This is a genomic window from Actinomyces sp. HMSC065F11 (assembly GCF_001813085.1).
GTDB lineage: Bacteria > Actinomycetota > Actinomycetes > Actinomycetales > Actinomycetaceae > Gleimia > Gleimia europaea.
In genome coordinates this window covers 243,005-266,902 of record NZ_KV811465.1, presented here as the reverse complement: position 1 = coordinate 266,902, position 23,898 = coordinate 243,005, and the positions used below count along the sequence as shown (strand labels likewise).

The window sequence follows — 23,898 nt, the reverse complement described above, 5'->3', positions numbered from 1 at the left end:
GACTGCTATGAGTGAACTAAAAGATTTACGTCCTAGCTCGGTAAGGGGAATCAGCGCGCAGCATCTTGCGAGTGCGCTGGGGGCTACAATCCGCCGTGCGGATTCCGATCCGCTGATTACCGGGGTAACGCTCGATTCGGCGGATGTGCAGCCAGGGGACCTATTCGTTGCGATTCCCGGCTTCAAACGTCATGGCGCAGAGTTCGCCCCTAAAGCTATTGCGGGGGGTGTCGTCGCAGTTGTCACAGACGCTGCAGGGGTTTCTATGCTCGAGGGCACAGAGGGTTTTGCACTGCTGGAGGTAGCAGATCCGCGGGCATTCGCAGGGTTGGCGGCGACCCAAGTTTATGGCAATCCCGGCGAGTCCATGAGCGTTATTGGAATTACTGGAACGAACGGTAAGACCACAACTGCACACTTTGTGCATCACGTGCTTTCGCAGATGTCAGGACCCACGCTGTTGATCGGGACGGTGGGGGTGAGCCTCGGTGACACGCATGTTTCTTCTGCACGCACGTCTCTCGAAGCACCCGTTTTGCATCGTGTTTTGGCCTGGGCATTAGAGCGCGGCGCAAAGAACGTGGTCATGGAGGTCTCTAGCCACGCATTGAGTCTGCACCGCGTGGCGGGGATGAAGTTTGACGTTTCAGCATTCTTGAATCTGCAGCGCGATCATTTGGATTTCCATAAAACGATGGAGAGCTACTTCGAGGCAAAAGCCAGCCTGTTTGACGGTTGTCTTTCGAAGCGAGCAGTGATTTGTGTAGATGACGAGTGGGGAGAACGGCTGGCGCAAATGGTGCGCATACCCACGGTGACGGTTTCAACCAATTCCGAGGCTGATTGGCACGTCATTTCACACTCGCTTAACCAGGTGGATGCGGGAACGGATATGACGATCCGCGAAGGTAAGACTAATGTGCGTCTGCATTGCCCACTGCCGGGAATGATTAACGTGCAAAATGAGCTGACGGCCCTGGCTATCTTGGTCAGTTTAGGTTTTGAGACTGCCAGGGTGTGCGAGGAGCTTGCTCGCACGCCGGGGGTCCCCGGGCGTATGGAGGTAGTGGCGGAACGCTCACCGTCCGCGCCACTCGTTATCGTGGACTTCGCTCACACAGCCGATGCCATTGCGAGCGCGTGCGCGGCTCTAGACCCGGTAACGCCGGGGGCGTTGTGGATTTTGTTTGGTGCAACGGGAGAGCGAGATCGCGGTAAGCGGCCGGAAATGGGCGCGGTGGCGCTGGCCTCAGCTGATTTTGTGGTGCTCACTGATGACGACATCTACGGAGAAGATCCGGCACAGATTCGCGCTGAGGTTGCCGCTGGGTTTGAAGGCGCACCAGGTCGGACCCGTGCCGCGTGGGAAAGTGATGACCGCAAGAGTGCGATTTACGAGGCCGTGCTGGCAGCAAGCCCGGACGACACGGTGCTGATCGCGGGCCGCGGACATGAGACGATCCAGATGATTGGTGAAAAACCCCACGTATTGGACGATCGGGTGGAGGCGCGAGCCGCTCTTTCGAAGCGTTCCTCACGCACTTCGTCGCTGGGAACTGGCGAGCCGGCAACAACCGCGTTGCCAAAGTTACGAATGATCAGCAAAACGTGGGAAGATTTTCAGTAATACTGATACAAGGACGTGTCGCGGCGTTTAGATGGAGAGGCGAATGAGGTACTCAGCAGACGAGATTGCGAAAGTCGTCGACGGTCGACTGGTTGGTGATAACACGGTCGTTTCCGGTGGCGTGTACACGGATTCGCGTGAGGTGACCCCAGAATCGTTGTACATTGCGCGTGTCGGTGAGCACGCCGATGGTCATGATTACCTTGATTCGGCGGTTGAACGTGGCGCTGTTGCGGCGATTGTGACGCGAGAGGACGCGGGGCCGCAGAATCTGACCAAGATCGTGGTGAAAGATGCAACGAAGGCGCTGGGGTTGCTGGCGCAGGCCCATCTGAAGAAGCTTCGCGAAGCGGGCGATATCGACGTTGTGGGGATCACCGGCTCTGTAGGCAAGACCACCACGAAGGATCTAACGGCGGGAATTTTGCGCGCGTTCGCGCCCACTGTTGCGCCGGTTTCTTCGTTTAATAACGAGGTTGGCATGCCGTTGACAGTTCTTCGAGCGGATGAGAACACGCGTTATTTGGTATTGGAGATGGGGGCTTCCGGGCCGGGACATTTGCAGTACCTTGCGAAGATTGCCTCTCCAGATATTGCAGTTGAGCTTGCGGTGGGCAAGGCGCACCTGGGTGGTTTCGGCTCGGTTCCGGCATTGGCACACGCTAAGGCGGAGCTTGTTGAGGGTCTAGCTAAGGGCGGCACAGCAATTTTGAATCGCGACGATCCAAATGTTCGCGATATGCAGTCGCTAGCCAAGGGCGCGGTCTTGTTCTTTTCTGCTGCAGGTAAGTCTGACGCGGAAGTGCGCGCCGTTAACGTAAAGCTCGATGACTCGTCTTGCGCTACCTTCGATCTTGAGGCGGGAGACGTTCTGAAGAAGGTAAAGCTCGGCCTTGTGGGCCGTCATCAGGTATCCAACGCGCTCGCGGCCATCAGCGTTTGCCTGACTCTTGGTTTGGATCCGCAAAAGATCGTCGAGACGCTAAATTCGCTACGCGCGCAGAGCCCGCACCGTATGAGTGTCACGCACACACGCGGCATTACGATAATCGACGATTCGTATAATGCGAATCCGGATTCGATGAAGGCGGGCCTGGAGGTGCTTGGAAAGCTGGGAGAAAATGGGGCGCGGCGCATCGCTGTGCTTGGCGTGATGCTTGAGCTGGGGAAAAGTTCAACGTCTCTGCACCGGGAGGTAGGGCGCCTGGCTGATGAGGCCCGCGTGGATGTGCTGATCACGGTTGGTGAGGGTGCTCAACCAATTGGCGAGCCGCTTGTTGGAAAGGCCGACATTTATCACTTTGAGAGTGCGGAAGAGGCGGGAGCTAAGTTGCGCGATTTGGTTCAAGCGGGAGACTTCGTATTCTTGAAGGGATCGAATGGTTCGGGGGTCTGGAAAATCGCCGACGAGTTTTTAGCGTAGTTAGGACCGGAGGGCTTAAACGTGGTAGCCATTGTCGTTGCGACGGCCGTATCGTTGGTCATCGCGCTGTTCGGCACCAAAGCTTTTATTAAGCTGCTGATTCGTAAAGAGTACGGGCAGTTCATCCGTCAGGACGGGCCAACCCAGCACTTTACGAAGCGCGGCACGCCAACTATGGGCGGTGTCGTGATAATTGCTGCTTCGCTGATTGGCTGGCTGGTAGGGCATATTTCGATTGGGCGGTTGCCGGACTTATCTTCTAGCCTGCTCATGTTTTTGTTTGTTGGACTTGGCATCGTTGGCTTTTTGGATGATTTCATCAAGATTAAGAGACACCGTTCACTTGGTTTGAATCCGGCGGCAAAGATCCTGGGACAATTGGCCGTCGGCACGGTTTTTGCCGGATTAGCGCTTAGCTTCCCTGATGCCAGGGGCAATACTCCCGCCTCGATGAAGATTTCGGTCGTGCGCGATCTGGATTGGGCAAACTTAGCTTTCGCCGGCACGGCGCTAGGCGTGATCCTGTTTATTTTGTGGGCGAATTTCCTCGTGGCCGCTTGGTCTAATGCGGTGAACTTAACGGATGGTCTTGATGGCCTGGCAACGGGCTCATCGATGTTTGTTTTTGGCGCGTACACCGTGATCGCGATATGGCAGTACTACCAATCCTGTGCGGTAACGGTTGCGAACGCCGCCTTGTGTTATGAGGTGAGGGATTCTCTGGGGCTCGCTGTAGCTTCCGCGGCGATAGTGGGCGCGGCGTTTGGATTCCTCTGGTGGAATGCAGCCCCGGCACAGATTTTTATGGGTGACACCGGCTCGCTCGCTCTGGGTGGCGCGTTTGCGGGAATGTCGATTCTTACCCAAACGGAGTTTCTGGCGATCATTATTGGCGGACTATTCATGATTATCGTGATGTCTGACGTGATCCAGATTGGCGTATTCAAGATGACGGGTAAGCGCGTGTTCCGAATGGCGCCGCTTCACCACCATTTTGAACTTTTGGGTTGGAAAGAAATCACGATCGTAATTCGATTCTGGATTATTGCAGGCTTGTTTGCCGTGCTTGGGCTGTCGCTGTTCTACGCGGAATGGGTGGCTGGACTGTGAGCTGGCTTGAGTCTAAAGTCGCGGTGATCGGCCTGGGAACTACGGGCCGCGCGGTTATGGATGCTTTAGGTCAGCTTGGGGTGCGGGCGGTTGGCTTCGACTTGAAGGCGCCCGAAGGGTTTGCGTCATTTGAATCGGGTAACCAGCAGTTCGTTATTGGTGGTGAGGCAGAACAGGCTAGCGCTCTGGCGGATGATTTCGGCCTAGTGGTGGTATCTCCCGGAGTTGCCCCGCATTCTCCAGTGTTTCAAGCGGCGCGGAATCTGAACTTACCGGTGTGGAGCGAGGTTGAACTCGCCTGGCAGATCCAGCAGCACCTCGGTAAAGACATCGCTTGGCTCACCGTGACTGGCACCAACGGCAAGACCACCACGGTTGGTCTTTTAGGTGCGATTTTAGAGGCGGCTTCTGAGCGTGTACGCGTGGTTGGCAACGTTGGCATGCCGATCGTCAGCGTTGTGATGAACGAGGACGTGGACGTGCTGGCTGTTGAGCTTTCTAGCTTCCAGCTATATTCCACGCAATCAGTGGAGCCCGTAGCGTCTGTCTGCCTGAACGTGGATGCTGATCATCTGGATTGGCATGGAACGGTTGAGGAGTATGCGAAGGCGAAGGCGCGAGTGTATGAGAACACGCGCGTGGCATGTGTGTATGACGCGGCAGATTTAGTTGTCGAGAACATGGTGATGCAGGCTGATGTGACCGAAGGGGCACGAGCAATTGGCTACGCTCTTGACGTTCCGGCGGTGTCCCAGATCGGCCTTGCCCAAGATGAGGATGAGGTGCTCATCGTTGACCGTGCTTTTGTAGCTAACCGGCATACGCAGGCAGCGGCTCTTGCCACGCTCGCCGACGTGGCTCACTTCGCGGGTCCATCCCCTTCTGCTGCGATCATCAAAGACACTTTGGCCGCAATCGCGCTTGCTCGAGCCTACGGCGCGTATTCGAAGAAGGACATTGATTCTAGTGCTGTGGTTGCGGGGCTGCGTGCATTCCATCCGGCCGGGCACCGGCGCCAAGTGATTGGCGAGGTTGCCGACATGATTTGGATTGATGATTCGAAGGCTACTAATGCGCACGCGGCTGCCGCGTCCCTGTCAGGTTTCGCCCCGGGAACAGTCATTTGGATCGCCGGAGGGGACGCTAAGGGCCAGGACTTCCACTCCCTGGTGAAGGCTGTTGCGCCGGCATTGCGCGGCGTGGTGGTGATAGGTGCTGACCCTACGCCAATCACGAGTGCGCTTACTGACGTTGCGCCGCAAATTCCGCACGTGGTTGTGGATGGGCATGAAGATTGGATGTATTCCGTGGTCAATGAGGCCGTGGCTTTGTCGCGGCCTGGAGACACGGTTGTATTAGCTCCTGCCGCTGCGTCGTGGGACCAATTCAATAGCTACGCCGAACGCGGTGACGTGTTCCGCGAGGCCGTTGCACGTTTGGACGAGGCGTGGCAAACCCCGCAGGAGCTACCCGGTGATTGAAAAGCTGAAGACCCGCGCCAGAAGCATCCCGAAGCTCCAATTTGGAACGGGAAGCCGCGCTGAGCCTTCTCCGGTCACCACGTATTACCTGATTTTGGTGCCGGTCATTTGCCTCATCGCGATAGGTTTCGTGATGGTGTTTTCTGCCTCAACCGTGCGTGTCATATCGCAGGGAGAGAATCCATATACTGCCTACCTTCGCAATCTTCTAATCATGGCGTTTGGGGTATTCACCCTGGTCGTGGCTATGAGGCTACCAAACCGGTTTTGGTATCGCGCTGCTCCCTGGGTGTTTATAGCGACCTTAATACTGCAGTTCTTGGTTGTCACCCCTCTGGGCGTAGAATCCGGTGGTAACACTAACTGGATCATGATCCCCGGCATATCCTTTCTAATCCAGCCATCAGAAGCGTTAAAGGTCGGGATGGCACTGTTTATTGGCTGGGTCATTATCAGGCTGAATCTGGATCGCACGAATTTTACGCACATCGCGGTAAATGTGGGTTTGCCCCTCGCGGTTGGCCTGGGTGGCATTATGGCGGGTCATGACCTCGGTACAGCTCTAGTCGTGGTGGCACTGGCCGCGGGAGCTCTAGCTGCTGCACGTGTACCCGGTAAGTGGTTTGGTATTGCGGTACTCGCTTTTATCCCGGTTGCCGCATTTGCAGTGTTTCAGAACCAGTCGCGCTTGCAACGCGTTATTTCCGTTATACCGGGGTTTAGGCAGCCTCCTAATCCCGCGGCACCCGAACAGATTGACCACGCGTTGTGGGCTCTAGGATCGGGCGGTCTAACCGGTGTAGGGCCCGGTGCTTCGAAAGAGAAATGGAACTATCTGGCCGAGGCCCACACGGACTTTATCTTTGCGATTTTGGGTGAAGAACTTGGCTTGATTGGCACGGTGTTCGTTGTTGTCACGTTTGCAGTGCTGATCTATGGCCTCACGCGCCTGTCGCTGTACCACTCCGATGATTTTTCGCGCATTGTGTCGGGCGGTGTAACCATGTGGATCGGGGCGCAGGCAATCATTAACATGGGTGCAGTGGTGGCGGTTTTGCCCGTGATTGGTGTTCCGCTACCTCTGATTTCAACGGGCGGTTCGGCGTTTGTGGCCACTTGTGCTGGCCTGGGAATAGTATTGAGCTTTGCTCGAAAAGATTCGGGTATGGAAAAGGCGTTTGGTTTGCGTACGCTATTTCGCAGGCCTTCGAAAAAGTAGGTGTAGAGATGACTTCGGTTAACGCGGGTGCAAGAGTCCTTTTAGCGGGAGGTGGATCCGCGGGGCACGTGAATCCATTGCTGGCTGTGGCTTCGGTTTTGCGTGATCGCGATATCGAAGTGCAGGCTCTGGGAACGGCTTCGGGCCTCGAAATGGACCTAGTGCCACAAGCTGGTATTACGCTTCACACCATTAAGAAGGTTGCGGCGCCGCGTCGCCCGAACAAGGCGGCTTTGACATTTGCGCCGGACTTAGCAAAGACGGTGCGCGACGTTGAGCGTTTGATCAAGAGTGGGGGAGTCGAGGCCGTAGTTGGTTTTGGCGGTTACGTTTCAGCGCCTGCGTATTTGGCGGCTCGAGCGCAAGGAATCCCCGTGGTGATCCACGAGCAAAACGCTCGCGCGGGTTTAGCAAATAAGCTGGGTGCTCGTTTTGCGGCGGCACTTGCTCTGACATTTTCGCAAACTAGTTTGAAAGCTCGCCGGGGGATAACGGAAGTTACGGGACTTCCCCTACGCCCTGCTATTAGGCAGCTTGCCGAGGATCGGGTTAGTGAAGAGGGAAGGGCAAAGCGGCGGGAGCAGGCTTGCGCGCAGCTCGGACTCGACCCGAGTAAACCAACTGTGCTGATCACGGGCGGCTCTCTTGGAGCCCTACATTTGAATCAGGTGATGGTGCAGGCGGCCTCGGCATTTGGGCCAGATCATCAGGTTTTGCATTTGACGGGCAAGGGAAAATCCGAAGGGATTGCTGACGAAGTCGCGGCGAGCGGTTTTGCCGGTACTTGGACCCTGCGCGAATACGCGATGGATATGGAGACGTACTTCGCGGCCGCAGACCTGGTTATTGGCAGGGCGGGTGCAGGTATGGTTGCCGAGCTCACGGCCTTGGGACTGCCGGCCGTTTATGTTCCGCTTCCGATTGGAAATGGCGAGCAGAAGCTGAACGCACTAGAGCAGGTGCGCAAGGGTGGGGCAATGCTGTTCGACGACAGTGATTTTTCAGAAAAGATTGTCCGCTCCTTTGTGGTACCTCTGCTTGATTCTTCCCAGCGCTTGGAGGATATGGCCAAGGAGTCCGCGAAGCTCGGTCACGTGGACGCCGCCTATCGCATGGCAGATTTGGTTGAATCGGTCCTATGCAGGGGGCAGGTCAAATGAGTTTCTATCTGATCGGTATTGGCGGGGCAGGTATGTCCGTGGTTGCGGAGCTGCTTCACGCTAAGGGTGAGGTAGTGGGCGGATCAGATGCGAAGGATTCGAAGAATCTCGATCATTTGCGTTCGCTTGGGATTGAGGTTTTTGTGGGGCACGACGCTGCTCACGTGCCGGCTGACGCCCGCGTGGTGATTTCCACGGCGGTGCGTGAGTCAAATCCTGAGTTGGTGATTGCGCGCGAGCGCGGTCAGGAGGTGCTCCATCGTTCCCAGGCGCTTGCGTTGGCGGCTAAGGGATTGGATTTTGTTGCTGTTGCCGGCGCTCATGGCAAGACGACTTCATCGGGAATGCTAGCGGCGGCCCTGTCCCAGGCGGGAATGGACCCATCGTTTGCGGTGGGAGGGGTCGTAACAGGTTTCAACACGGGCGCACACTTGGGTGCCTCCTCGGTGTTTGTAGCGGAGGCCGATGAATCCGATAAGTCCTTCTTGAATTACAGCCCCAGGGTGGCGCTGGTAACGAATGTTGAACCGGATCATTTGGATAACTACGGTTCACGCGAAGAGTTTGAACAAACTTTCTTGAAGTTCGCGCAAAAGATAGTGCCGGGTGGGCTTCTGGTTGTGTGTAGCGATGACGAGGGGGCGGCAAGGCTCGGTAGGGCGTATGAGGAACTGGGCGGGCGCGTATGGTCCTATGGCGGGCTAACTGAAGACGAGGGGCTTTGGCGTGGGCAAAAGCACGCAGTGGTTTCCGCGGCAAACCTGGCCCCTGCACATGCGAGCGCAACTGTTTGCTTCGATGGACAAGAAACGCAATTGTCGTTGAACGTGGGCGGGGCGCACAACTTGGAGAACGCTACGGGCGCGCTACTAGTGGGTATTGAGCTGGGCGTTCCGATGGAGCGTATGGCAACCGCCTTGCACTCGTTCAAAGGCACGGGGAGACGCTTCGAACTGCGCGGAAAAGCACAGGGTAAGGTCCTGGTGGATGATTATGCGCACCATCCGTCCGAGGTTGCAGCAGCGCTGCGGCAAGCGCGCGTAGAGTCGGGTGGCGGACGCGTGCTGGTACTATTCCAGCCGCACTTGTATTCACGTACCAAGACTTTTGCGGCCGAGTTTGCTAAAGCTTTCCAACTGGCTGATCGGCTGTATATTACCGATATTTTTGGGGCGCGCGAAGATCCTGTGGAGGGCGTAACATCGCAACTTATCTCTAACCAGGTTCCCGGGGCCCACTACATTCCGGATATGCGTGAGGCTGCGCAAGCGATCGCGAACGAAGCGCGCGAGGGCGATTTAGTTATCACTATGGGAGCCGGTAGCATCACATCGATGGGTGAGGTCATTTTGAACCGTTGGGGCGCCAGTAAGTGAAACGTCCAGGGCTGCCAAACACGCCTCGGTCCGACCAACACGCGGACCGAGGGGTCGATGCTGAGCGCCTTGGAAGGTCCAATCCCTCTACGTCAAAGCCGGTTGAGGGTTTTTATCAAAAGTCTTCAGAAGGCGCGCCAGAAGAACCGAAGTCCTCATCGCGTCTAAGCCTTACGCGCTTTACTCGTGCAAAAAAGTCGAACCAAGTATCTTCGGGTGCGCCAGATGAAGACAGGTTCGATCCTTCGGTAAACAAATCCAAACCTTCGCGTAGCTCTAGCTTGCAGAAGTACTTCACGTCGCGGCGCGCCACAGAGGTTTTTGGTTCCCAGAAAAACACAATCAGTTTGAATGAGCGTCGCGCGGAAATGAAACGCGCTCGCCGTAGTGCCATCCTCACCCGCGTGGGCATTGCATTCGCAGCGGTTTTGTTGGTAGCCGCCGTAGTATGGGCAGTTTTCTTCTCGCCGTTCTTTGCGTTAACAGCCTCGAAAATCAAGATTTCGGGTCTGAATGAAGATGTGACCGCCGAGGTCGTTGAAGAGAAACTTGCGGGTTTTGTGGATGTGCCGCTCCCACGCATTTCGATGAATGCCGCGCGAAGTGAGGTGGAGAGCATCGCTCAGGTGGATGCAGCCGAAATCACCCGCGCATGGCCGGACGGACTCAACGTGAAAATAACGGTGCGCACGCCCATGGCTGCTGAGAAAAGCGATGAGGGATACAACGTGATTGATCGCGAGGGCGTGGTGTTGCGCTCCTCGTCAGACGTGCCGGAGGGCTTGCCGATCGTGGAGGTAAAGATCGAGTCGCAGGAGCAACGGGCGGCGGCTGTTGCGCGGGTGGCTACGGTGAAGGATGAACTACCTGCAGAACTTTCCCAGCAGATCACGGTGTATACCGCGTACCCGACGAGCGTAGAGATGCGCACGTTGGATGGGCGCATCATCAAGTGGGGCGATGAGAGTGACTCGCAGCTGAAAGCGCAGGTGCTCAAGCTATTGCTGGACCAGCGTCCCGCCCAGGTGTACGACGTGTCTACTCCCGCTCGCCCGGTAACTTCGTAGTTATAAGCCCCACATTGCAAGGATCTTAAGCGGGGGTTTATCGGTCGGTAATTGTTGGACCATTAAAGGTGAATAATCAAGGGTTTAGCGCGGCCGGGAAAATAGGTTGCGACACGCCCATAACAGTGTTTGAAACCGACGTGAAACGCGTTTATCTTCTGCGTGCAACGATGAGCCAAAACTTAAACCTTCAACTTAAGGTTTAGGCAGGCGAGACAGACGTAAGGGGATCACGAGTGAACGAGGCACACTACCAATCCGTTATTAAGGTCGTGGGCGTAGGCGGCGGCGGCTGTAACGCCGTTAATCGCATGATTAGCGCCGGTGTTAAGGGCGCTGAATTCATCACGATGAACACGGATGCGCAGGCACTTTTGCAGTCTGACGCAGAAGTCAAGATTGACCTGGGAGATGAGCTAACGCGCGGCCTTGGAGCCGGCTCTGATCCGATGGTTGGCCGAAAGGCGGCTGAAGAGAACGAGGACACCATCAGGGAGGCGCTTGAGGGCTCCGACATGGTTTTCGTTACCGCCGGTGAGGGCGGTGGAACAGGTACAGGCGCGGCTCCGATTGTGGCACGTGTTGCGCGTTCGCTCGACGCTTTGACCGTGGGTATCGTTACTCGCCCGTTTGCTTTTGAGGGGCCTCGTCGCGGCCAGGTTGCACAGCAGGGCATTGAGGATCTGCGTAAGGAAGTTGATGCTCTGATCATCATTCCAAATGATCGTCTGCTCCAGATTGCCGACAAGAATGTTTCGTACCTTGACGCGTTCCGCATTGCCGACGATGTGCTCCGTTCTGGCGTGCAGGGCATCACCGACATCATCAAGGTTGCCGGTGACATGAACGTAGACTTCCGCGACGTGAATACGATTATGCGAGGTGCGGGCACCGCTCTTATGGGTATCGGTACAGCGCAGGGCGAAGATCGCGCATTGCGTGCAGCTGAGGCTGCGATTTCGTCCCCGCTTCTCGAAACCCGTATCGATGGCGCACACGGCGCTCTGATCAACGTGCAGGGCGCCTCTGACATGGGTCTTGCCGAGATCAATGCTGCTGTCTCGCTCATCGGTGAGTCTCTCCACGAGGAAGCCAACATCATTTTCGGTACGGTTATTGACGACTCGCTTGGCGACGAGATGCGCGTTACCGTTATCGCCGCTGGTTTTGACGAGGAGGAGGCATCGGCGCAGCCTGCGCCGGCAATGCCGACTCGCACTGTGCAAACATCGGAGCCGGTAGAAAAGCCCGCTTATGAGCGTCCACTCGGTTCTTTGCCCACGGCGCAGTCGGCCCAGCCGGCTCAGCCAGCGCACCGCGCTGAGGTGAAGCCCCCGACGCGTGAATCGAACTTCCCTTCGGCAACGCCGCGGCGTAGCGAGCCGGTAGAAGAGCCATCTTCGGACCGCTTCGAAGTTCCCCGCATTTTTGATGAGGACGATTCGAAGGATCAGCTAGATCTTCCGGACTTCTTGCGTTAATGAATAGCTCCTTCGGTCGGGTTCGTTATGGCTTTACGAGGGCCGTGACGAACCCGACTCAAGTAGGGCGGGCTCTTTCGAGTCCCAACTATGGATTGAATACGGGTGCGCCGCGTAGCCTTGTGCTGGCCGACAGGCAGGCACTTGCAGATTCGATTGGTGCGCCGGTGGTGTGGATGAACCAGATTCACTCCGACATCGTGTGTGTGGTAGGGCAGGAGGAATCCGGCCTGGACAATTCGGTCACTGCTGATGCGGTGATAACTAGGGACCGTGTCGCACTGGCAGTGCAGGTAGCAGATTGTGTTCCCGTGTTGCTGTTCGACAAGGCCGCAGGCGTGGTAGCTGCGGTACACGCGGGGCGAGCAGGTGCGAAGGCTTTCATCGTTGCAAAGACTGTCTCGCAGATGACTAGCATGGGCTGCTCGCCCCGCAACATACGGGCAGTGGTAGGTCCGAGCATTTGCGGTGCGTGTTATGAGGTGGGCGAGGATGTGTTTGCCCAGACGGTGTCTATCCGGCCGGAAATGGCTGCGCAGTCCAGATGGGGCACTCTGGCGCTGGACGTTCGCGCAGCGGTTTTACGCGACTTGGAACATGTGGGCGATGTCGAGGTGAGCGATGCATGCACGCTCGAATCTGATGATTTGAACTCGTATAGGCGCAATCCAAGATGCGGCAGACAAGTGGGTTGGGTGGTCCTCGACTAACCGCGCGGCGGGGCATGTCACAGCGCCTGTTGAGTATCGGGCATGAAAAGCGTGTGGGGATGTGACACGCCGCCTCAAAACCGTATATTTTGCGGCAACTCGATTACTTTAAGAGCAGCTCAAACTTTTGTTGCCTTGGGAGGAATGACATGGGTGATGCACTGAACCGCGCGATGGAACGCTTTGGCTGGCGCGGATACGACGAGGATGAGGATCAGATGTTTGACGATTCTGATTTCTCGCAACCGACTTTTTCGGAGCCGGAGTCAGTAACCCCGCTACCTCGCCCTGAGATCGTTTCTTCCAGAAGTGCAAGCCTGGACATCAACCGTATTGTTTCTTTGACTCCCGCCTCCTACGCGGACGCTGAGGGCATTGGCCACGCGATACGTGATGGCGTTCCCGTGATTATCAACCTTTCGAAGGTGAATGATGCGGAAGGCCGGCGAATCGTCGATTTCACCGCTGGTCTTGCTTTCGCTCTGGGTGGCTCTATGGAGCAGGTAGTGGAGGGAGTAATACTCCTCACGCCAGAATCTGTGAAGGTTGAGGAAGGTCAGCAAAAGCACGCGTTCGCAAACGAGCCGTTGTTCGCAGACAAGTCGGGCTTGGGTTTCTAAAGGTAGGTTTTAACACTTGTCTTGGTACATTGGGCAGGCGCTATCGTTATTAGTCTCGATTTACACGCTGGTGCTACTCATTAGGCTGGTTTTTGACTGGGTTCAGTTCTTCAGCCCGCAGTGGCAGCCTCGCGGCGTGCTCCTTGTACTCCTGAACGTTATTTACGCCCTTACGGATCCGCCATTGCGTTTTTTGCGCCGTTTCATTCCTCCGTTGCGGCTTGGCGAGATCTCTCTCGACGTGGGATTTATTGTCCTGTTTGCGGGTGTAGTAATTTTGGGAGAAATTGCGAGATTGCTCATGTAGGTGCACACTTACAATGAAATTCTGTAGTCTATGAGATAGAAAAAGTTTGACTGCGTATGCTGTGGACAAAATTGCTTGTCTGAAGGCTAGCGCTGTACAAATCCCATTTAGATATAGAGGTGAAGAAATGGCACTGCTTTCGACAGAGGATGTCTTGAATAAGACTTTCCAGTCGGTGAAGTTCCGTGAGGGATACGACCAGGTCGAGGTTGATGAGTTTCTCGACGAAGTAGTTGAAACCATCTACGCTCTCCAGGTTGAAAACACGGAGCTAAAGCAAAAGCTTGAAGCAGCGCAGCTTCGCGTTGAAGAGCTTGAGGGTTCTGAGTCGGGCTCTGCGCCCGCGCCAGTTGTTGCTGAGCCAGTGGAGGAAGTCAAGCCCGAGCCGGAGCCCGAACCGGAGCCGGCACCAGCTCCCGCCCCCGTGGCGGCTGCAGCTCCGACCTCCACGCCGGAAGATGCAACCTCGATGTTGGCTCTGGCCCAGCGCGTTCACGATGAGTACGTGCGCGATGGTCGTGAGGAAGGCGAGCGCATTATTGCTGAGGCTCGCGAAGAGGGTAGCAAGATCGTCGCTGAGGCTGAAGATAAGCGCGATTCGATCCTCAACCAGCTTGACGTTGATCGCGGCATGCTAGAGGGCAAGATCAACGAGTTGAAGAGCTTTGAGGCTGAGTACCGCACTCGTCTGCGTGAACAGCTACAGAGCTTCCTCTCGGAAGTTGCCAACTAGTTTTAACTGTTCCGACAAAGCGGAGGCGACTTGCGTCGCCCCCGCTTTGTCTTATTATTTGGGGGTTATCGAATGCAACAGGTGACACAAAGTTTTAAGACCCGCATCATCTTTTACGTGGTTGCCGTTCTAGCGGTGGTTACGGATCAGGTGAGCAAGGTCTGGGCTTTGAATAACCTGTCCACCGATCAGATTGACCCTTTTATTGGTTCGTTCATTAGTTTTCAACTCGTCCACAATCCCGGCGCCGCTTTTTCTTTGCTGGATAACGCTACGTGGGTTTTCACGGTCTTGGCTATTGCGATAATCGTGGTGATTTTGTACTACGTTCGCAAGGTTTCTTCATCGCCGTGGTTGCTATCGATGGCTCTTCTTTTTGGTGGGGCAATTGGAAACTTGATTGACCGCCTGATTCAGCCGCCTTCGTTCGGAATGGGACACGTGGTTGATTTCTTGAATTGGAATGGCTGGTTTGTTGGTAACGTCGCGGATATTTACATTGTGGTTGCGGCAGCTTCAATGTTCTTCCTCGCAGTTTTTGAAGTGCCGTTCAACCGCCATCTCGGTGGTGAGAAGCGGTGAGCAAAACGCGTTTCTTGCCTGTTCCTGATGGCCTTGTAGGGGAGCGAATCGACGTTGCGCTCTCACGGATGCTGGGCCTATCTCGTTCCGCCGTTGGCAAGATGATTGAAGCAGGAGAGATCGAAGTTGATTCGGTTGCGGCCAAGAAAGGCCAGCGCCTGGAATCTGGCCAAATGATTTCGGTCAATATGCAGGTGCATGAGAAGGCTCCTGCGCCGGTGGTGGGCATGGATATTCTTTACGATGACGAGGACATAGTTGTTGTAAACAAACCGGTGGGGGTTGCAGCACACACGGGCCCTGGCTGGGATGGGCCCACGGTGATTGGAAACCTGGAGGCCGCGGGCTATCGTATTTCTACTTCGGGTCCGCCGGAGCGCCAAGGCATTGTGCATCGCCTAGATGTGGGCACCTCTGGCGCGATGGTGGTGGCTAAGTCAGAGCTTGCCTACACCAAGCTGAAGCACGCATTTAAAGAGCGCACGGTGGACAAGATCTACCATGCCCTCGTTAGTGGACACTTGGAGCCGGCTAAAGGAACTATTGACGCTCCGATTGCGCGCCATCCGTCAAAGGAATGGCGGATGGGCATTGTGGCTTCGGGGCGCCGCGCGATTACCCATTTTGAAGTGCTGGAGTATTTACCGGGTGCAACGTTGGTAAAGGTGGAGCTGGAGACGGGACGTACCCACCAGATCCGTGTCCATTTTTCGTCAATTGACGCTCCCTTGATTGGCGACACGTTTTATGGTGCGGATGAACGTAAGGCCCAAGAACTGGGGTTGGAACGGCAGTGGCTGCACGCGATGGAACTGAAATTTACGCACCCGCGCACTGCGGTAAGAATGAGTGTTACCGCACCGTACCCACCGGATCTGGAACAGGTCCTAGAGCAACTTCGCAACCCGTCCTGAAGTTTCTTCGAGAGTTTAGCTAGCATAGACTGACCCTATGTCCGTTCCACAGTTTGCTCACCTTCATAATCACACCGAGTATTCGATGCTCGATGGGGCTTCCAAAATTGTTCCCATGGTTAAGGAGGCTGCAAGGCTTGGTCAGCCCGCAATCGCAATCACGGACCACGGCTATCTGTTTGGAGCGTACGAGTTTTACGCGGCGGCGAAGAAGCATGGCGTAAAACCAATTATCGGCCTCGAGGCGTACATGACGCCGGGCACGTCACGTTTTGACCAAACGCGTGTGCGTTGGGGAGACGAGTCACAAAAGGATGATGATGTTTCCGCTCGCGGCGCCTACACACACCTGACCCTCATTTCTGAAACCACGGACGGAATGCATAACCTTTTCCGCCTTGGATCTGGTGCTTCGCTTGATGGACAGATGGGTAAGTGGCCGCGCGCGGACATGGAACTGTTGGAACGCCACCACTCTGGCCTAATCGCATTCTCGGGTTGCCCTTCGTCCGAGGTGCAGGTGCGTCTTCGTCTAGGACAGTGGGACGAGGCGGTTGCCGCAGCTGGGCGGTTGCAGGATATCTTCGGTAAAGATAACTTCTACATCGAGTTGATGGATCACGGCATTGAGATTGAACGCCGTGTTCGCACCGACTTATTCCGCCTCGCCGAGCATCTGAAGGCTCCGAAGATCGTTACCAATGACGCGCACTACGTGACGGCTGATGATCGCGATATTCAAGATGCGCTGCTTTGTATTAACTCCGGTTCGAAGTTGGCAGATCCAGACCGCTTCCGATTTGACGGCTCGGGCTACTACATTCGCTCATCCGAATCGATGCGTCGGGACTGGCAAGATGCCCTTGACGCATGCGATGCTACGTTGGAAATCGCGGAGCGTTGCGACGTTCACTTCACCACGGTTGGCGAAGGCGCTAACTACATGCCCCGGTTCCCGGTTCCTGCCGGAGAAGACGAGACCTCATGGTTTGTAAAGGAAGTTGAACGGGGCCTGAACTACCGCTTCCCGGGCGGTGTTCCTGAAGACGTTCGCAAACAGGCCGAGTACGAGGTCGGCATCATCACTCAAATGGGCTTTCCCGGTTACTTCCTCGTCGTTTCTGACTTCATTCGCTGGGCAAAAGAACAAGGCATTAGGGTAGGGCCCGGTCGTGGCTCCGGCGCAGGCTCGATGGTGGCATACGCGATGCAGATCACCGATCTGAACCCGCTGAACCACGGCCTCCTGTTCGAGCGCTTCTTGAACCCAGAACGTGTGTCAATGCCTGACTTCGACGTCGATTTTGATGAGCGTAGGCGCGGTGAGGTCATCGACTACGTGACTGAGAAGTATGGTTCGGATCGCGTGGCGCAGGTGATTACCTACGGCAAGATTAAAACCAAGCAGGCGCTGAAAGACTCGGCGCGTATTTTGGACAAGCCGTTTAACTTGGGCGACCAGTTGACCAAGGCGCTGCCGCCATCGGTCATGGGCAAGGACATTTCGGTAAATGGTATTTTCAACCCGGAAGATCCTCGGTACGAGGAGGCCGCCGAGTTCCGCCGATTCCACCAGGAGAATGCCGAAACCCACGAGGTGGTTCAGCTTGCCAAAGGCATTGAAGGCCTGACTCGCCAGTGGGGCGTGCACGCCTGCGCGGTGATCATGTCCTCGGAGCCGTTGCAGCAGATCATTCCACTCATGAAGCGTCCGCAGGATGGGGCCATAATCACCCAGTTTGATTATCCTACGTGTGAGACGCTGGGCCTGCTAAAGATGGACTTCTTGGGGCTCACCAACCTCACGGTGATCTCTGATGCGCTCGACAATATTGAGAAGAATGGCAAGGAGCGTCCCGACCTAAACCATATTGGCCTCGATGATGAAAAGACGTACAAGCTACTTTCACGCGGTGAAACGCTAGGTGTATTCCAGCTTGATGGTGACGGTATGCAAAAGCTACTTAAGCGTATGCATCCGGATAACTTCGAAGATATTTCAGCTGTGGGTGCCCTGTACCGTCCCGGTCCGATGGGTGCGGACTCGCATAATAAGTACGCGGACCGTAAGAATGGGCGCGCACAGATCGTGCCTATTCACCCCGAGCTGGCGGAGCCTCTTGAGGATATTCTGGGCACTACTTACGGCCTCATCGTTTACCAAGAGCAGGTTATGGCTATTGCCCAGCGCGTTGCCGGCTACTCGCTTGGACAAGCAGATTTGTTGCGCCGCGCGATGGGCAAGAAGAAGAAGGAAATCCTCGATAAGGAATATGGTCCGTTCCATCAGGGCATGATTGAACGCGGATATTCCGAGGACGCGGTGAAGACCCTGTGGGACATTCTCGTTCCGTTTTCGAACTACGCGTTCAACAAGTCTCACTCGGCCGCATACGGTCTTGTGTCTTACTGGACGGCTTGGCTGAAAGCTAACTATCCCACCGAGTACATGGCTGCCCTCCTCACTTCGAATAGGGATAAGAAGGATAAGCTCGCGCTGTATCTTTCTGAGTGCCGCCGCATGGGAATTACGGTTTTGCCGCCGGACGTTAATGAGTCGGCTGCGAACTTCACCCCGGCTGGTAGTGATATTCGTTTTGGTCTTGCCGCAATCCGTAACGTGGGTGCGAACGTGGTGGACGGCATTGAGGAAGCGCGTGATGAGAAGGGCGCGTACACGTCTTTCGCTGACTTCTTGGACAAGGTTCCGGTGCGGGTGTGTAACAAGCGCACTATCGAGTCCCTCATCAAGGCGGGTGCGTTCGACACTCTGGAGGAAAACCGCAGGGCAGTTGTGGCAGTGCACGAGGAGGCCGTGGACTCGGCCGTTAAACTGAAGCGCAACGAGTCCATCGGCCAGTTCGACCTCTTCGGCGCGATGGGCGGTGAAAGCGCGTCAGTTCTCCAGGTGGAGATCCCCGACATTCCGCAGTGGTCCAAGCGAGAGAAGCTCCAGTATGAGCGCGACATGCTCGGCCTGTACGTCTCGGACCATCCGCTCTCGGGTATTCACCGCGCGCTTGCTCGATACCAGGACATGACTATTGGTGGCATCGTCCACGGCGAAGGCAGCATGGATAACCAAAATGTGAAGGTTGCCGGCCTCGTTACAAAAGTTGATGTAAAGACTACCCGCAAGGGTGAGCTGTGGGCGATAGTCACGGTTGAGGACCTATCCGGATCAATCGACGTCTTGTTCTTCCCTCGCTCATACGAGTCGATCTCGCACATCCTCGCTACCGATCTTGTAGTGCAGGTGGAGGGACGGGTGAAAGAACGCGACCGCGAGCGCACGATTAATGGCATGTCGATGACCGTGCTTGATTTGGGTGAGGACGGTAATGCGCCCGTGGTTTTGGAGCTTCCGGTTCACAGGTGCACGGAGCCGGTACTGACCGATTTGAAGAGTATTATTTCAGGCTATCCGGGGCCGTGTCCGGTGCAACTAAGGATTTTGAGGCCGGGGGAGAAGCCCACATTGGTGCAGTTTGACCCGTCTTTCAACGTCGATTCGAATACGTCTTTCTTTGCGGATTTGAAGGCGGCCCTTGGGGCAGGCGTGTTGCGCTAATAGAAAATGGTGGCGGCTTTGGGTGCCGCCACCAGGTTGCTAGGCTATTCGCTTTCGGCGCGGACAATGACTGATTCGATTTCGTCACCGTAGTCGATGGATACGACTTGACCGTCCTTGAGGCGGGCACCGCGGCGAGTGTTTATTTCACCGTCTACGCTAACGTAGCCTTCCTGTATGGCCACGCGCGCTTCTCCGCCGTTTTCCACTAATCCGGCTAGTTTTAGTAGCTGGCCTAGGCGAATTTCGCCGCGGACTCGGATTTCGCGCTCATTCATGTGTTTCCTCTTTCTTAACTAGTAGCGCCACTATTAGCCACGCGATGAGGATGCCTGCCACGTCTGCCACGATGTCTAGGGCCTGCCCGGTCCGCCCGCGGATGAAGTAGGCCTGGATGATTTCGGACAGGCCTGCGTGGATAACGCTGAGTCCAATGACAATGTCTCTACGCCATCCGGTCAGTAGCGCTGCGGCAGTGACCGTGGCGAATGCGCTCGAATGAACAATCTTGTCTAATCCGGCTGAGTCGGTGAGGTTCAGTGCGGGGACGAGTTCGCTAACGCGGTTTAGCAAGGCCGTTAGGATTCCTGAGGCAGAGCCGTCTGCGGGTATATAAAGGACCCAGCACAGCGCGGTAAACGTTACGGCAAAGACGAGTACCCACCAGTAGTTGATTTCGGGTGTGTCTTTTGCGTGACGCGGCCTCATACTCATGGGGTCATTATGCCAGGTAAGGCCCGCAAGTGCGTTCCACGTTTTTGTCCGCCGGCGCATTCGGGGCGTAAAAACCCTAAAGTAGAAGGCATGATGAACATACTTGACCTGCGTGAGATTTCGCTTAGCGCGAGAGAGCTTTCTGAAAGACTGCCGCGCGCTTCTCTCGACGTTGAAGGCGCTTTAGAAAAAGTTATGCCGATTATCGCGGACGTACGCGCTCACGGGGCGAAAGCTGTTCGCAGGTGGACCGCTCAGTTTGATGGAGTGGAACCTGCTCATATTCGCGTGCCGAGGTCGGCTCTGCAAGATGCATTAGCAGGGCTTGATCCAAAGGTTCGCGCGGGTTTGGAGATCTCAATCCGTAACAATCAGATTGGGCATGAGGCGCAGCTACCCATGGAGCGCGTGGTTGAGGTAGTGCCGGGTGGTTTTGTGCGACAGCGCTGGATTCCGGTGCGACGTGTTGGCTTGTACGTGCCGGGCGGTTTGGCTGTTTACCCATCCTCGGTGGTCATGAACGTTGTTGCCGCGAAGGTTGCGGGAGTCGATTCGATCGCGATTGCAAGCCCGGCGCAAAGGGAGTTCGACGGTCTACCACATCCAACGATTTTGGCGGCTTGCGAGCTTTTGGGTATCGATGAGGTCTATGCCATGGGCGGGGCGCAGGCGATAGCAGCGTTCGCGTATGGATTTATCGACGAGGTTGATGACAGTGTTTTGGAGCCGGTCGATGTAGTTACGGGGCCGGGCAATATTTTTGTTGCCGCTGCAAAACGCGCCGTGAAGTCGGTGGTTGGTATTGATGCGGAGGCAGGTACGACAGAGATCGCTATTATTGCCGACGAGGCGGCGAATCCGCGCTTCGTGGCGCGCGATCTGATATCGCAGGCCGAACACGATCCGGCAGCTGCTTCGGTTTTGATTACAGATTCGGTGGCGCACGCCCAGGCGGTCCAAGCAGAGCTGGCGCGGATGGTTCCACAAACGAAGCACGCGCAGCGTATTGAGACAGCACTGGGGGGCCCTCAGTCCGCGATAGTACTCACCAAGGATGTTGCACACTCGATTTTTGTGGCAAATTCGTTTGGGGCAGAGCACTTGGAAATCCAAACGGAGAACGCTCTTGAGGATTCCAAGCAGATCCGTAATGCGGGTGCGATTTTTGTGGGCCCGTACTCACCGGTGCCGCTGGGCGATTACATTGCCGGTTCTAACCATGTTCTACCTACCGGAGGCACAGCGCGATTCGCGTCGGGATTGAACGTGCATGCTTTCTTGAAGTCGGTGCAGCAGATTGAGTACAACGAGCAGGCGCTTCGAGATCTAACCGATCCGCTGGTTGCGCTCGCCAATAGTGAGGACTTGCCAGCGCATGGCGAGGCCGCTATCGAACGCTTTGCAATGAAGGAATAAACGCCATGACTTTACCTCTTCGTGAAGAACTCGGCAGTGTCCAGCCCTATGGCGCACCGCAACTCGACGTTCCAGTGCGCTTAAATGTAAACGAGAATCCGTATTCGCCTTCGCCGGCGGTAATCGCATCCATTTTGGAGCGAGTAGCTAAGATTCTGCCTACTATGAATCGCTATCCTGATCGCGACTTCATGGAGCTTCGTGCCGGATTGGCTAACTATTTGCGCGCGGAAGCGGGTGTAATGGTCGAGAAGGAACGTATTTGGGCTGCGAACGGTTCCAACGAGGTCATGCTGCACCTTTTGCAGGCCTATGGGGGCCAGGGCAGAACGCTACTATCTTTTGCCCCTACCTATTCGATGTATCACGAGTACGCTCGCGACACGGGTACAAACTGGGTTGCTGGCACGCGCGGCGCTGGTTTCAAACTTGATCTCGAACAGGTTGAGGCTCAGATCGCGCGCACGAAACCTTCCGTGTTAGTCCTGGCCTCTCCAAATAACCCGACAGGCACAGCTCTAACTTTAGAAGAGGTACGCCGGGTTGGCGAGGCTACGCGTGGAAGTGGCCCCGTGATAGGGGGAGCCCAAACCGACACGGTTTTGGTGATCGACGAGGCCTACGGCGAGTTTCGCCGCGAAGGCACCCCCTCTGCGCTGACTCTCCTGGATGAGTATCCGCATGTCGTTGTCAGCCGTACCATGTCGAAAGCATTTGGGATGGCCGGATTGCGTCTGGGTTACTTCGCAGCCTCGCGCGAAATAGTTAACCACGTTATGCGGGTTCGCCTTCCCTACCACCTCTCTGCTACCACGCAGGCGGTGGCGCTCGCGGCACTTTCACATTCGAAAGAGCTGATGAGTCAGGTGGCGCACATGCGCGCTACCCGTGATGACCTCGTAATCTGGTTGCGCGACAAGGGGCTGGAGGTCGCCGATTCTGATGCAAACTTCGTTCTCTTTGGTAAGTTTGCGGATCGTGAGCGCGTATTCGAACAACTTTTAGAACGAGGCGTTTTGATTCGCGTTGTGGGCCCGGAAGGGTATCTTCGGGTTAGTGTAGGTACTGATGAAGAAGACGCTCGTTTTCGAGCGGCGTTAGAGGAGATCTTGTGAGAATGTCGAATCCGCGTACGGCCGTCGTGGAGCGTTCAACATTTGAGTCCACGATTCGAGTTGAATTGAACCTGGATGGCACTGGCAAAACCCAGATCAATACGGGCGTTCCCTTTTACGACCACATGCTGACTGCGCTCGGTAAGCATTCGCTGATCGACCTGACGATTGAGGCAAATGGCGACGTTGAAGTAGACGTCCACCACACGGTTGAAGACACCGCTATCTGTATCGGTCAGGCACTGAAGCAAGCGCTGGGTGATAAGAGCGGGATTCGGCGTTATGGAGATGCGACGGTGCCACTCGATGAGGCGCTTGCCCGGGCAGTGGTAGACCTTGCGGGCCGCCCGCACGTGGTGCATGAGGGAGAGCCAAACGAGCAGATTTACCACCTGATTGGCGGTCACTTTACAGGTGCAATGACCCGGCATGTTTTTGAGTCCCTGGCATATAACGCGGGCATCTGTCTGCATGTGGACTTGATTCGCGGTCGCGACCCGCACCACATTGTTGAAGCGCAGTTTAAAGCGTTGGCGAGGGCATTGCGCGCAGCTGTTGAAATGGATCCGCGAGCTTCTGGCATTCCGTCCACAAAGGGCGCACTGTGAGCGAGCGCAATATTGATGAGGAATTCGAACGCATCATTGCCGGTATGGAAGAGCCGGATGCGAACGAAGGCGCCTCAGAACCAGACACGACTGCGCGGCAAGATGATCAGGTAGAGCAGGCGGATCCGGACCAGCCGGTTGATGAAAGCCTGCACCTGGAGGAAGGCGCGCAACGCATCGGCCTTATCTTCGCGCCCCTGCGTCCAGCCTCCGCAGTTGCCCGCATGCTTGGCATGTACAAGATCGCCAGGTGGATCGTTCCAATCGATCACCAAATCGTCCTCTACCTAGAATTGGACCCGGATGATGAGGAAGAGGAGTTCGCGAGCCTGCTGGGCGAAGAACGCCCCATGCCCGAAGAGGTTGACCGCTTCGCAAAGGTTATTTCAAAGCTTTCGAAGTTCGGGGCAGTAGCTGTGGTATCTACGCTCGCGGAGGAAGATTCGCTGGTTTCCGGATCGGTGTATGCCAGGCGTTATGTGAACGGCAAGCCGGAGGATGCGATTCCTGCTGGCCTATTGATCAACTCGATCGATATCCGCGCTGAAGACCTGCTACTTGGTAGGTCTCGCCCGCAAGATTACCCGGACGCGGTGCACGCTACGGAACGTCCGGTTCCGAAAGGGCGCGGCTTTGGTTTTCCCAAACGAACTTAGGAATCAAA

Annotated in this window: 23 protein-coding genes; 20 read left to right on the top strand and 3 right to left on the bottom strand. The window is 55.9% G+C overall.

What is annotated here, in order from left to right:
- The first annotated feature begins 7 nt into the window (after positions 1-7).
- From HMPREF2891_RS02150 to murC, 7 genes are read left to right on the top strand one after another with little or no spacing between them, the layout of a single operon-like run.
- Positions 8-1,627 (top strand): UDP-N-acetylmuramoyl-L-alanyl-D-glutamate--2,6-diaminopimelate ligase, encoded by a 1,620-nt coding sequence (locus HMPREF2891_RS02150; protein WP_070663736.1) that lies wholly within the window; start codon positions 8-10, stop codon positions 1,625-1,627.
- 43 nt (positions 1,628-1,670) lie between these two features.
- Entirely contained in the window at positions 1,671-3,050 is a 1,380-nt protein-coding gene (gene murF, locus HMPREF2891_RS02145) for a UDP-N-acetylmuramoyl-tripeptide--D-alanyl-D-alanine ligase (RefSeq protein ID WP_070663735.1), read from the top strand.
- 21 nt (positions 3,051-3,071) lie between these two features.
- Entirely contained in the window at positions 3,072-4,160 is a 1,089-nt protein-coding gene (gene mraY / locus HMPREF2891_RS02140) for a phospho-N-acetylmuramoyl-pentapeptide-transferase (protein WP_070663734.1), read from the top strand.
- The gene (gene murD / locus HMPREF2891_RS02135) at positions 4,142-5,641 is read left to right on the top strand and encodes a UDP-N-acetylmuramoyl-L-alanine--D-glutamate ligase (protein WP_070663733.1); all 1,500 of its coding nucleotides are present in this window, start codon (positions 4,142-4,144) and stop codon (positions 5,639-5,641) included. The genes mraY and murD overlap by 19 nt, the downstream gene beginning before the upstream one ends.
- Complete coding sequence (locus tag HMPREF2891_RS02130) at positions 5,634-6,860, top strand: FtsW/RodA/SpoVE family cell cycle protein (protein ID WP_070663732.1); 1,227 nt, start codon at positions 5,634-5,636, stop codon at positions 6,858-6,860. Before murD ends, HMPREF2891_RS02130 begins: the two co-directional genes overlap by 8 nt.
- Positions 6,861-6,868: 8 nt before the next feature.
- Positions 6,869-8,020, top strand: coding sequence for an undecaprenyldiphospho-muramoylpentapeptide beta-N-acetylglucosaminyltransferase (gene murG / locus HMPREF2891_RS02125; protein WP_070663731.1), 1,152 nt, complete (start codon positions 6,869-6,871; stop codon positions 8,018-8,020).
- Positions 8,017-9,396, top strand: a complete 1,380-nt coding sequence (gene murC, locus HMPREF2891_RS02120; RefSeq protein WP_070663730.1) for a UDP-N-acetylmuramate--L-alanine ligase — start codon at positions 8,017-8,019, stop codon at positions 9,394-9,396. The genes murG and murC overlap by 4 nt, the downstream gene beginning before the upstream one ends.
- A gap of 115 nt (positions 9,397-9,511) precedes the next feature.
- Here murC and HMPREF2891_RS02115 read toward each other — a convergent pair whose 3' ends face one another.
- Positions 9,512-9,736 carry a hypothetical protein gene (locus HMPREF2891_RS02115; protein WP_146002551.1) on the bottom strand — a complete coding sequence of 75 codons (225 nt, stop codon included), beginning with the start codon at positions 9,734-9,736 and terminating at the stop codon, positions 9,512-9,514.
- A 7-nt stretch (positions 9,737-9,743) separates the two neighbouring features.
- Between HMPREF2891_RS02115 and HMPREF2891_RS02110 the strand changes: the two genes are divergently transcribed.
- The 9 genes from HMPREF2891_RS02110 to dnaE all read left to right on the top strand — a co-directional run bounded on the left by HMPREF2891_RS02110 (position 9,744) and on the right by dnaE (position 19,381).
- Positions 9,744-10,463, top strand: a complete 720-nt coding sequence (locus HMPREF2891_RS02110) for a cell division protein FtsQ/DivIB (RefSeq protein ID WP_148131692.1) — start codon at positions 9,744-9,746, stop codon at positions 10,461-10,463.
- A gap of 236 nt (positions 10,464-10,699) precedes the next feature.
- Entirely contained in the window at positions 10,700-11,944 is a 1,245-nt protein-coding gene (gene ftsZ, locus HMPREF2891_RS02105) for a cell division protein FtsZ (RefSeq protein ID WP_070619829.1), read from the top strand.
- Between the two features lie 44 nt (positions 11,945-11,988).
- Positions 11,989-12,654, top strand: a complete 666-nt coding sequence (locus tag HMPREF2891_RS02100; protein ID WP_070663773.1) for a purine nucleoside phosphorylase YfiH/LACC1 family protein — start codon at positions 11,989-11,991, stop codon at positions 12,652-12,654.
- Positions 12,655-12,803: 149 nt separating this feature from the next.
- The gene (locus HMPREF2891_RS02095) at positions 12,804-13,274 is read left to right on the top strand and encodes a cell division protein SepF (protein ID WP_083311195.1); all 471 of its coding nucleotides are present in this window, start codon (positions 12,804-12,806) and stop codon (positions 13,272-13,274) included.
- Between the two features lie 16 nt (positions 13,275-13,290).
- Positions 13,291-13,581, top strand: coding sequence for a YggT family protein (locus HMPREF2891_RS02090; protein WP_034500753.1), 291 nt, complete (start codon positions 13,291-13,293; stop codon positions 13,579-13,581).
- Between the two features lie 127 nt (positions 13,582-13,708).
- Positions 13,709-14,314 (top strand): DivIVA domain-containing protein, encoded by a 606-nt coding sequence (locus tag HMPREF2891_RS02085; RefSeq protein WP_070663727.1) that lies wholly within the window; start codon positions 13,709-13,711, stop codon positions 14,312-14,314.
- A gap of 72 nt (positions 14,315-14,386) precedes the next feature.
- Positions 14,387-14,896, top strand: a complete 510-nt coding sequence (lspA, locus tag HMPREF2891_RS02080) for a signal peptidase II (RefSeq protein ID WP_070663726.1) — start codon at positions 14,387-14,389, stop codon at positions 14,894-14,896.
- On the top strand, positions 14,893-15,810 hold the full coding sequence (locus tag HMPREF2891_RS02075; RefSeq protein WP_083311193.1) for an RluA family pseudouridine synthase: 918 nt from the start codon (positions 14,893-14,895) through the stop codon (positions 15,808-15,810). The genes lspA and HMPREF2891_RS02075 overlap by 4 nt, the downstream gene beginning before the upstream one ends.
- A gap of 37 nt (positions 15,811-15,847) precedes the next feature.
- Positions 15,848-19,381, top strand: a complete 3,534-nt coding sequence (dnaE, locus tag HMPREF2891_RS02070; protein WP_070663725.1) for a DNA polymerase III subunit alpha — start codon at positions 15,848-15,850, stop codon at positions 19,379-19,381.
- Positions 19,382-19,425: 44 nt separating this feature from the next.
- Here the strand turns inward: dnaE and HMPREF2891_RS02065 are convergent, their stop codons facing one another.
- Complete coding sequence (locus HMPREF2891_RS02065) at positions 19,426-19,659, bottom strand: RNA-binding S4 domain-containing protein (protein WP_070663724.1); 234 nt, start codon at positions 19,657-19,659, stop codon at positions 19,426-19,428.
- Positions 19,652-20,095 (bottom strand): VanZ family protein, encoded by a 444-nt coding sequence (locus HMPREF2891_RS02060; protein WP_070663723.1) that lies wholly within the window; start codon positions 20,093-20,095, stop codon positions 19,652-19,654. The genes HMPREF2891_RS02065 and HMPREF2891_RS02060 overlap by 8 nt, the downstream gene beginning before the upstream one ends.
- A gap of 90 nt (positions 20,096-20,185) precedes the next feature.
- On the opposite strand from HMPREF2891_RS02060, the gene hisD reads away from it, so the two are divergent.
- The 4 genes from hisD to HMPREF2891_RS02040 are packed head-to-tail and all read left to right on the top strand — an operon-like array spanning position 20,186 to position 23,890.
- Positions 20,186-21,511 carry a histidinol dehydrogenase gene (hisD, locus tag HMPREF2891_RS02055; RefSeq protein ID WP_070619846.1) on the top strand — a complete coding sequence of 442 codons (1,326 nt, stop codon included), beginning with the start codon at positions 20,186-20,188 and terminating at the stop codon, positions 21,509-21,511.
- Between the two features lie 5 nt (positions 21,512-21,516).
- Positions 21,517-22,626 (top strand): histidinol-phosphate transaminase, encoded by a 1,110-nt coding sequence (locus HMPREF2891_RS02050; RefSeq protein WP_070663722.1) that lies wholly within the window; start codon positions 21,517-21,519, stop codon positions 22,624-22,626.
- Between the two features lie 2 nt (positions 22,627-22,628).
- On the top strand, positions 22,629-23,234 hold the full coding sequence (gene hisB, locus HMPREF2891_RS02045) for an imidazoleglycerol-phosphate dehydratase HisB (protein WP_070619852.1): 606 nt from the start codon (positions 22,629-22,631) through the stop codon (positions 23,232-23,234).
- The gene (locus HMPREF2891_RS02040; protein WP_083309396.1) at positions 23,231-23,890 is read left to right on the top strand and encodes a hypothetical protein; all 660 of its coding nucleotides are present in this window, start codon (positions 23,231-23,233) and stop codon (positions 23,888-23,890) included. The genes hisB and HMPREF2891_RS02040 overlap by 4 nt, the downstream gene beginning before the upstream one ends.
- The last annotated feature ends 8 nt before the right edge of the window (positions 23,891-23,898 follow it).

Coding starts and splice junctions, on each gene's coding strand:
- HMPREF2891_RS02150 (WP_070663736.1), top strand. CDS start 8: ATGAGTGAACTAAAAGATTTACGTCCTAGCTCGGTAAGGGGAATCAGC.
- murF (WP_070663735.1), top strand. CDS start 1,671: ATGAGGTACTCAGCAGACGAGATTGCGAAAGTCGTCGACGGTCGACTG.
- murD (WP_070663733.1), top strand. CDS start 4,142: ATGGGTGGCTGGACTGTGAGCTGGCTTGAGTCTAAAGTCGCGGTGATC.
- murG (WP_070663731.1), top strand. CDS start 6,869: ATGACTTCGGTTAACGCGGGTGCAAGAGTCCTTTTAGCGGGAGGTGGA.
- murC (WP_070663730.1), top strand. CDS start 8,017: ATGAGTTTCTATCTGATCGGTATTGGCGGGGCAGGTATGTCCGTGGTT.
- HMPREF2891_RS02095 (WP_083311195.1), top strand. CDS start 12,804: ATGGGTGATGCACTGAACCGCGCGATGGAACGCTTTGGCTGGCGCGGA.
- HMPREF2891_RS02085 (WP_070663727.1), top strand. CDS start 13,709: ATGGCACTGCTTTCGACAGAGGATGTCTTGAATAAGACTTTCCAGTCG.
- lspA (WP_070663726.1), top strand. CDS start 14,387: ATGCAACAGGTGACACAAAGTTTTAAGACCCGCATCATCTTTTACGTG.
- dnaE (WP_070663725.1), top strand. CDS start 15,848: ATGTCCGTTCCACAGTTTGCTCACCTTCATAATCACACCGAGTATTCG.
- HMPREF2891_RS02065 (WP_070663724.1), bottom strand. CDS start 19,659: ATGAATGAGCGCGAAATCCGAGTCCGCGGCGAAATTCGCCTAGGCCAG.
- HMPREF2891_RS02060 (WP_070663723.1), bottom strand. CDS start 20,095: ATGAGTATGAGGCCGCGTCACGCAAAAGACACACCCGAAATCAACTAC.
- hisD (WP_070619846.1), top strand. CDS start 20,186: ATGATGAACATACTTGACCTGCGTGAGATTTCGCTTAGCGCGAGAGAG.
- HMPREF2891_RS02050 (WP_070663722.1), top strand. CDS start 21,517: ATGACTTTACCTCTTCGTGAAGAACTCGGCAGTGTCCAGCCCTATGGC.
- hisB (WP_070619852.1), top strand. CDS start 22,629: ATGTCGAATCCGCGTACGGCCGTCGTGGAGCGTTCAACATTTGAGTCC.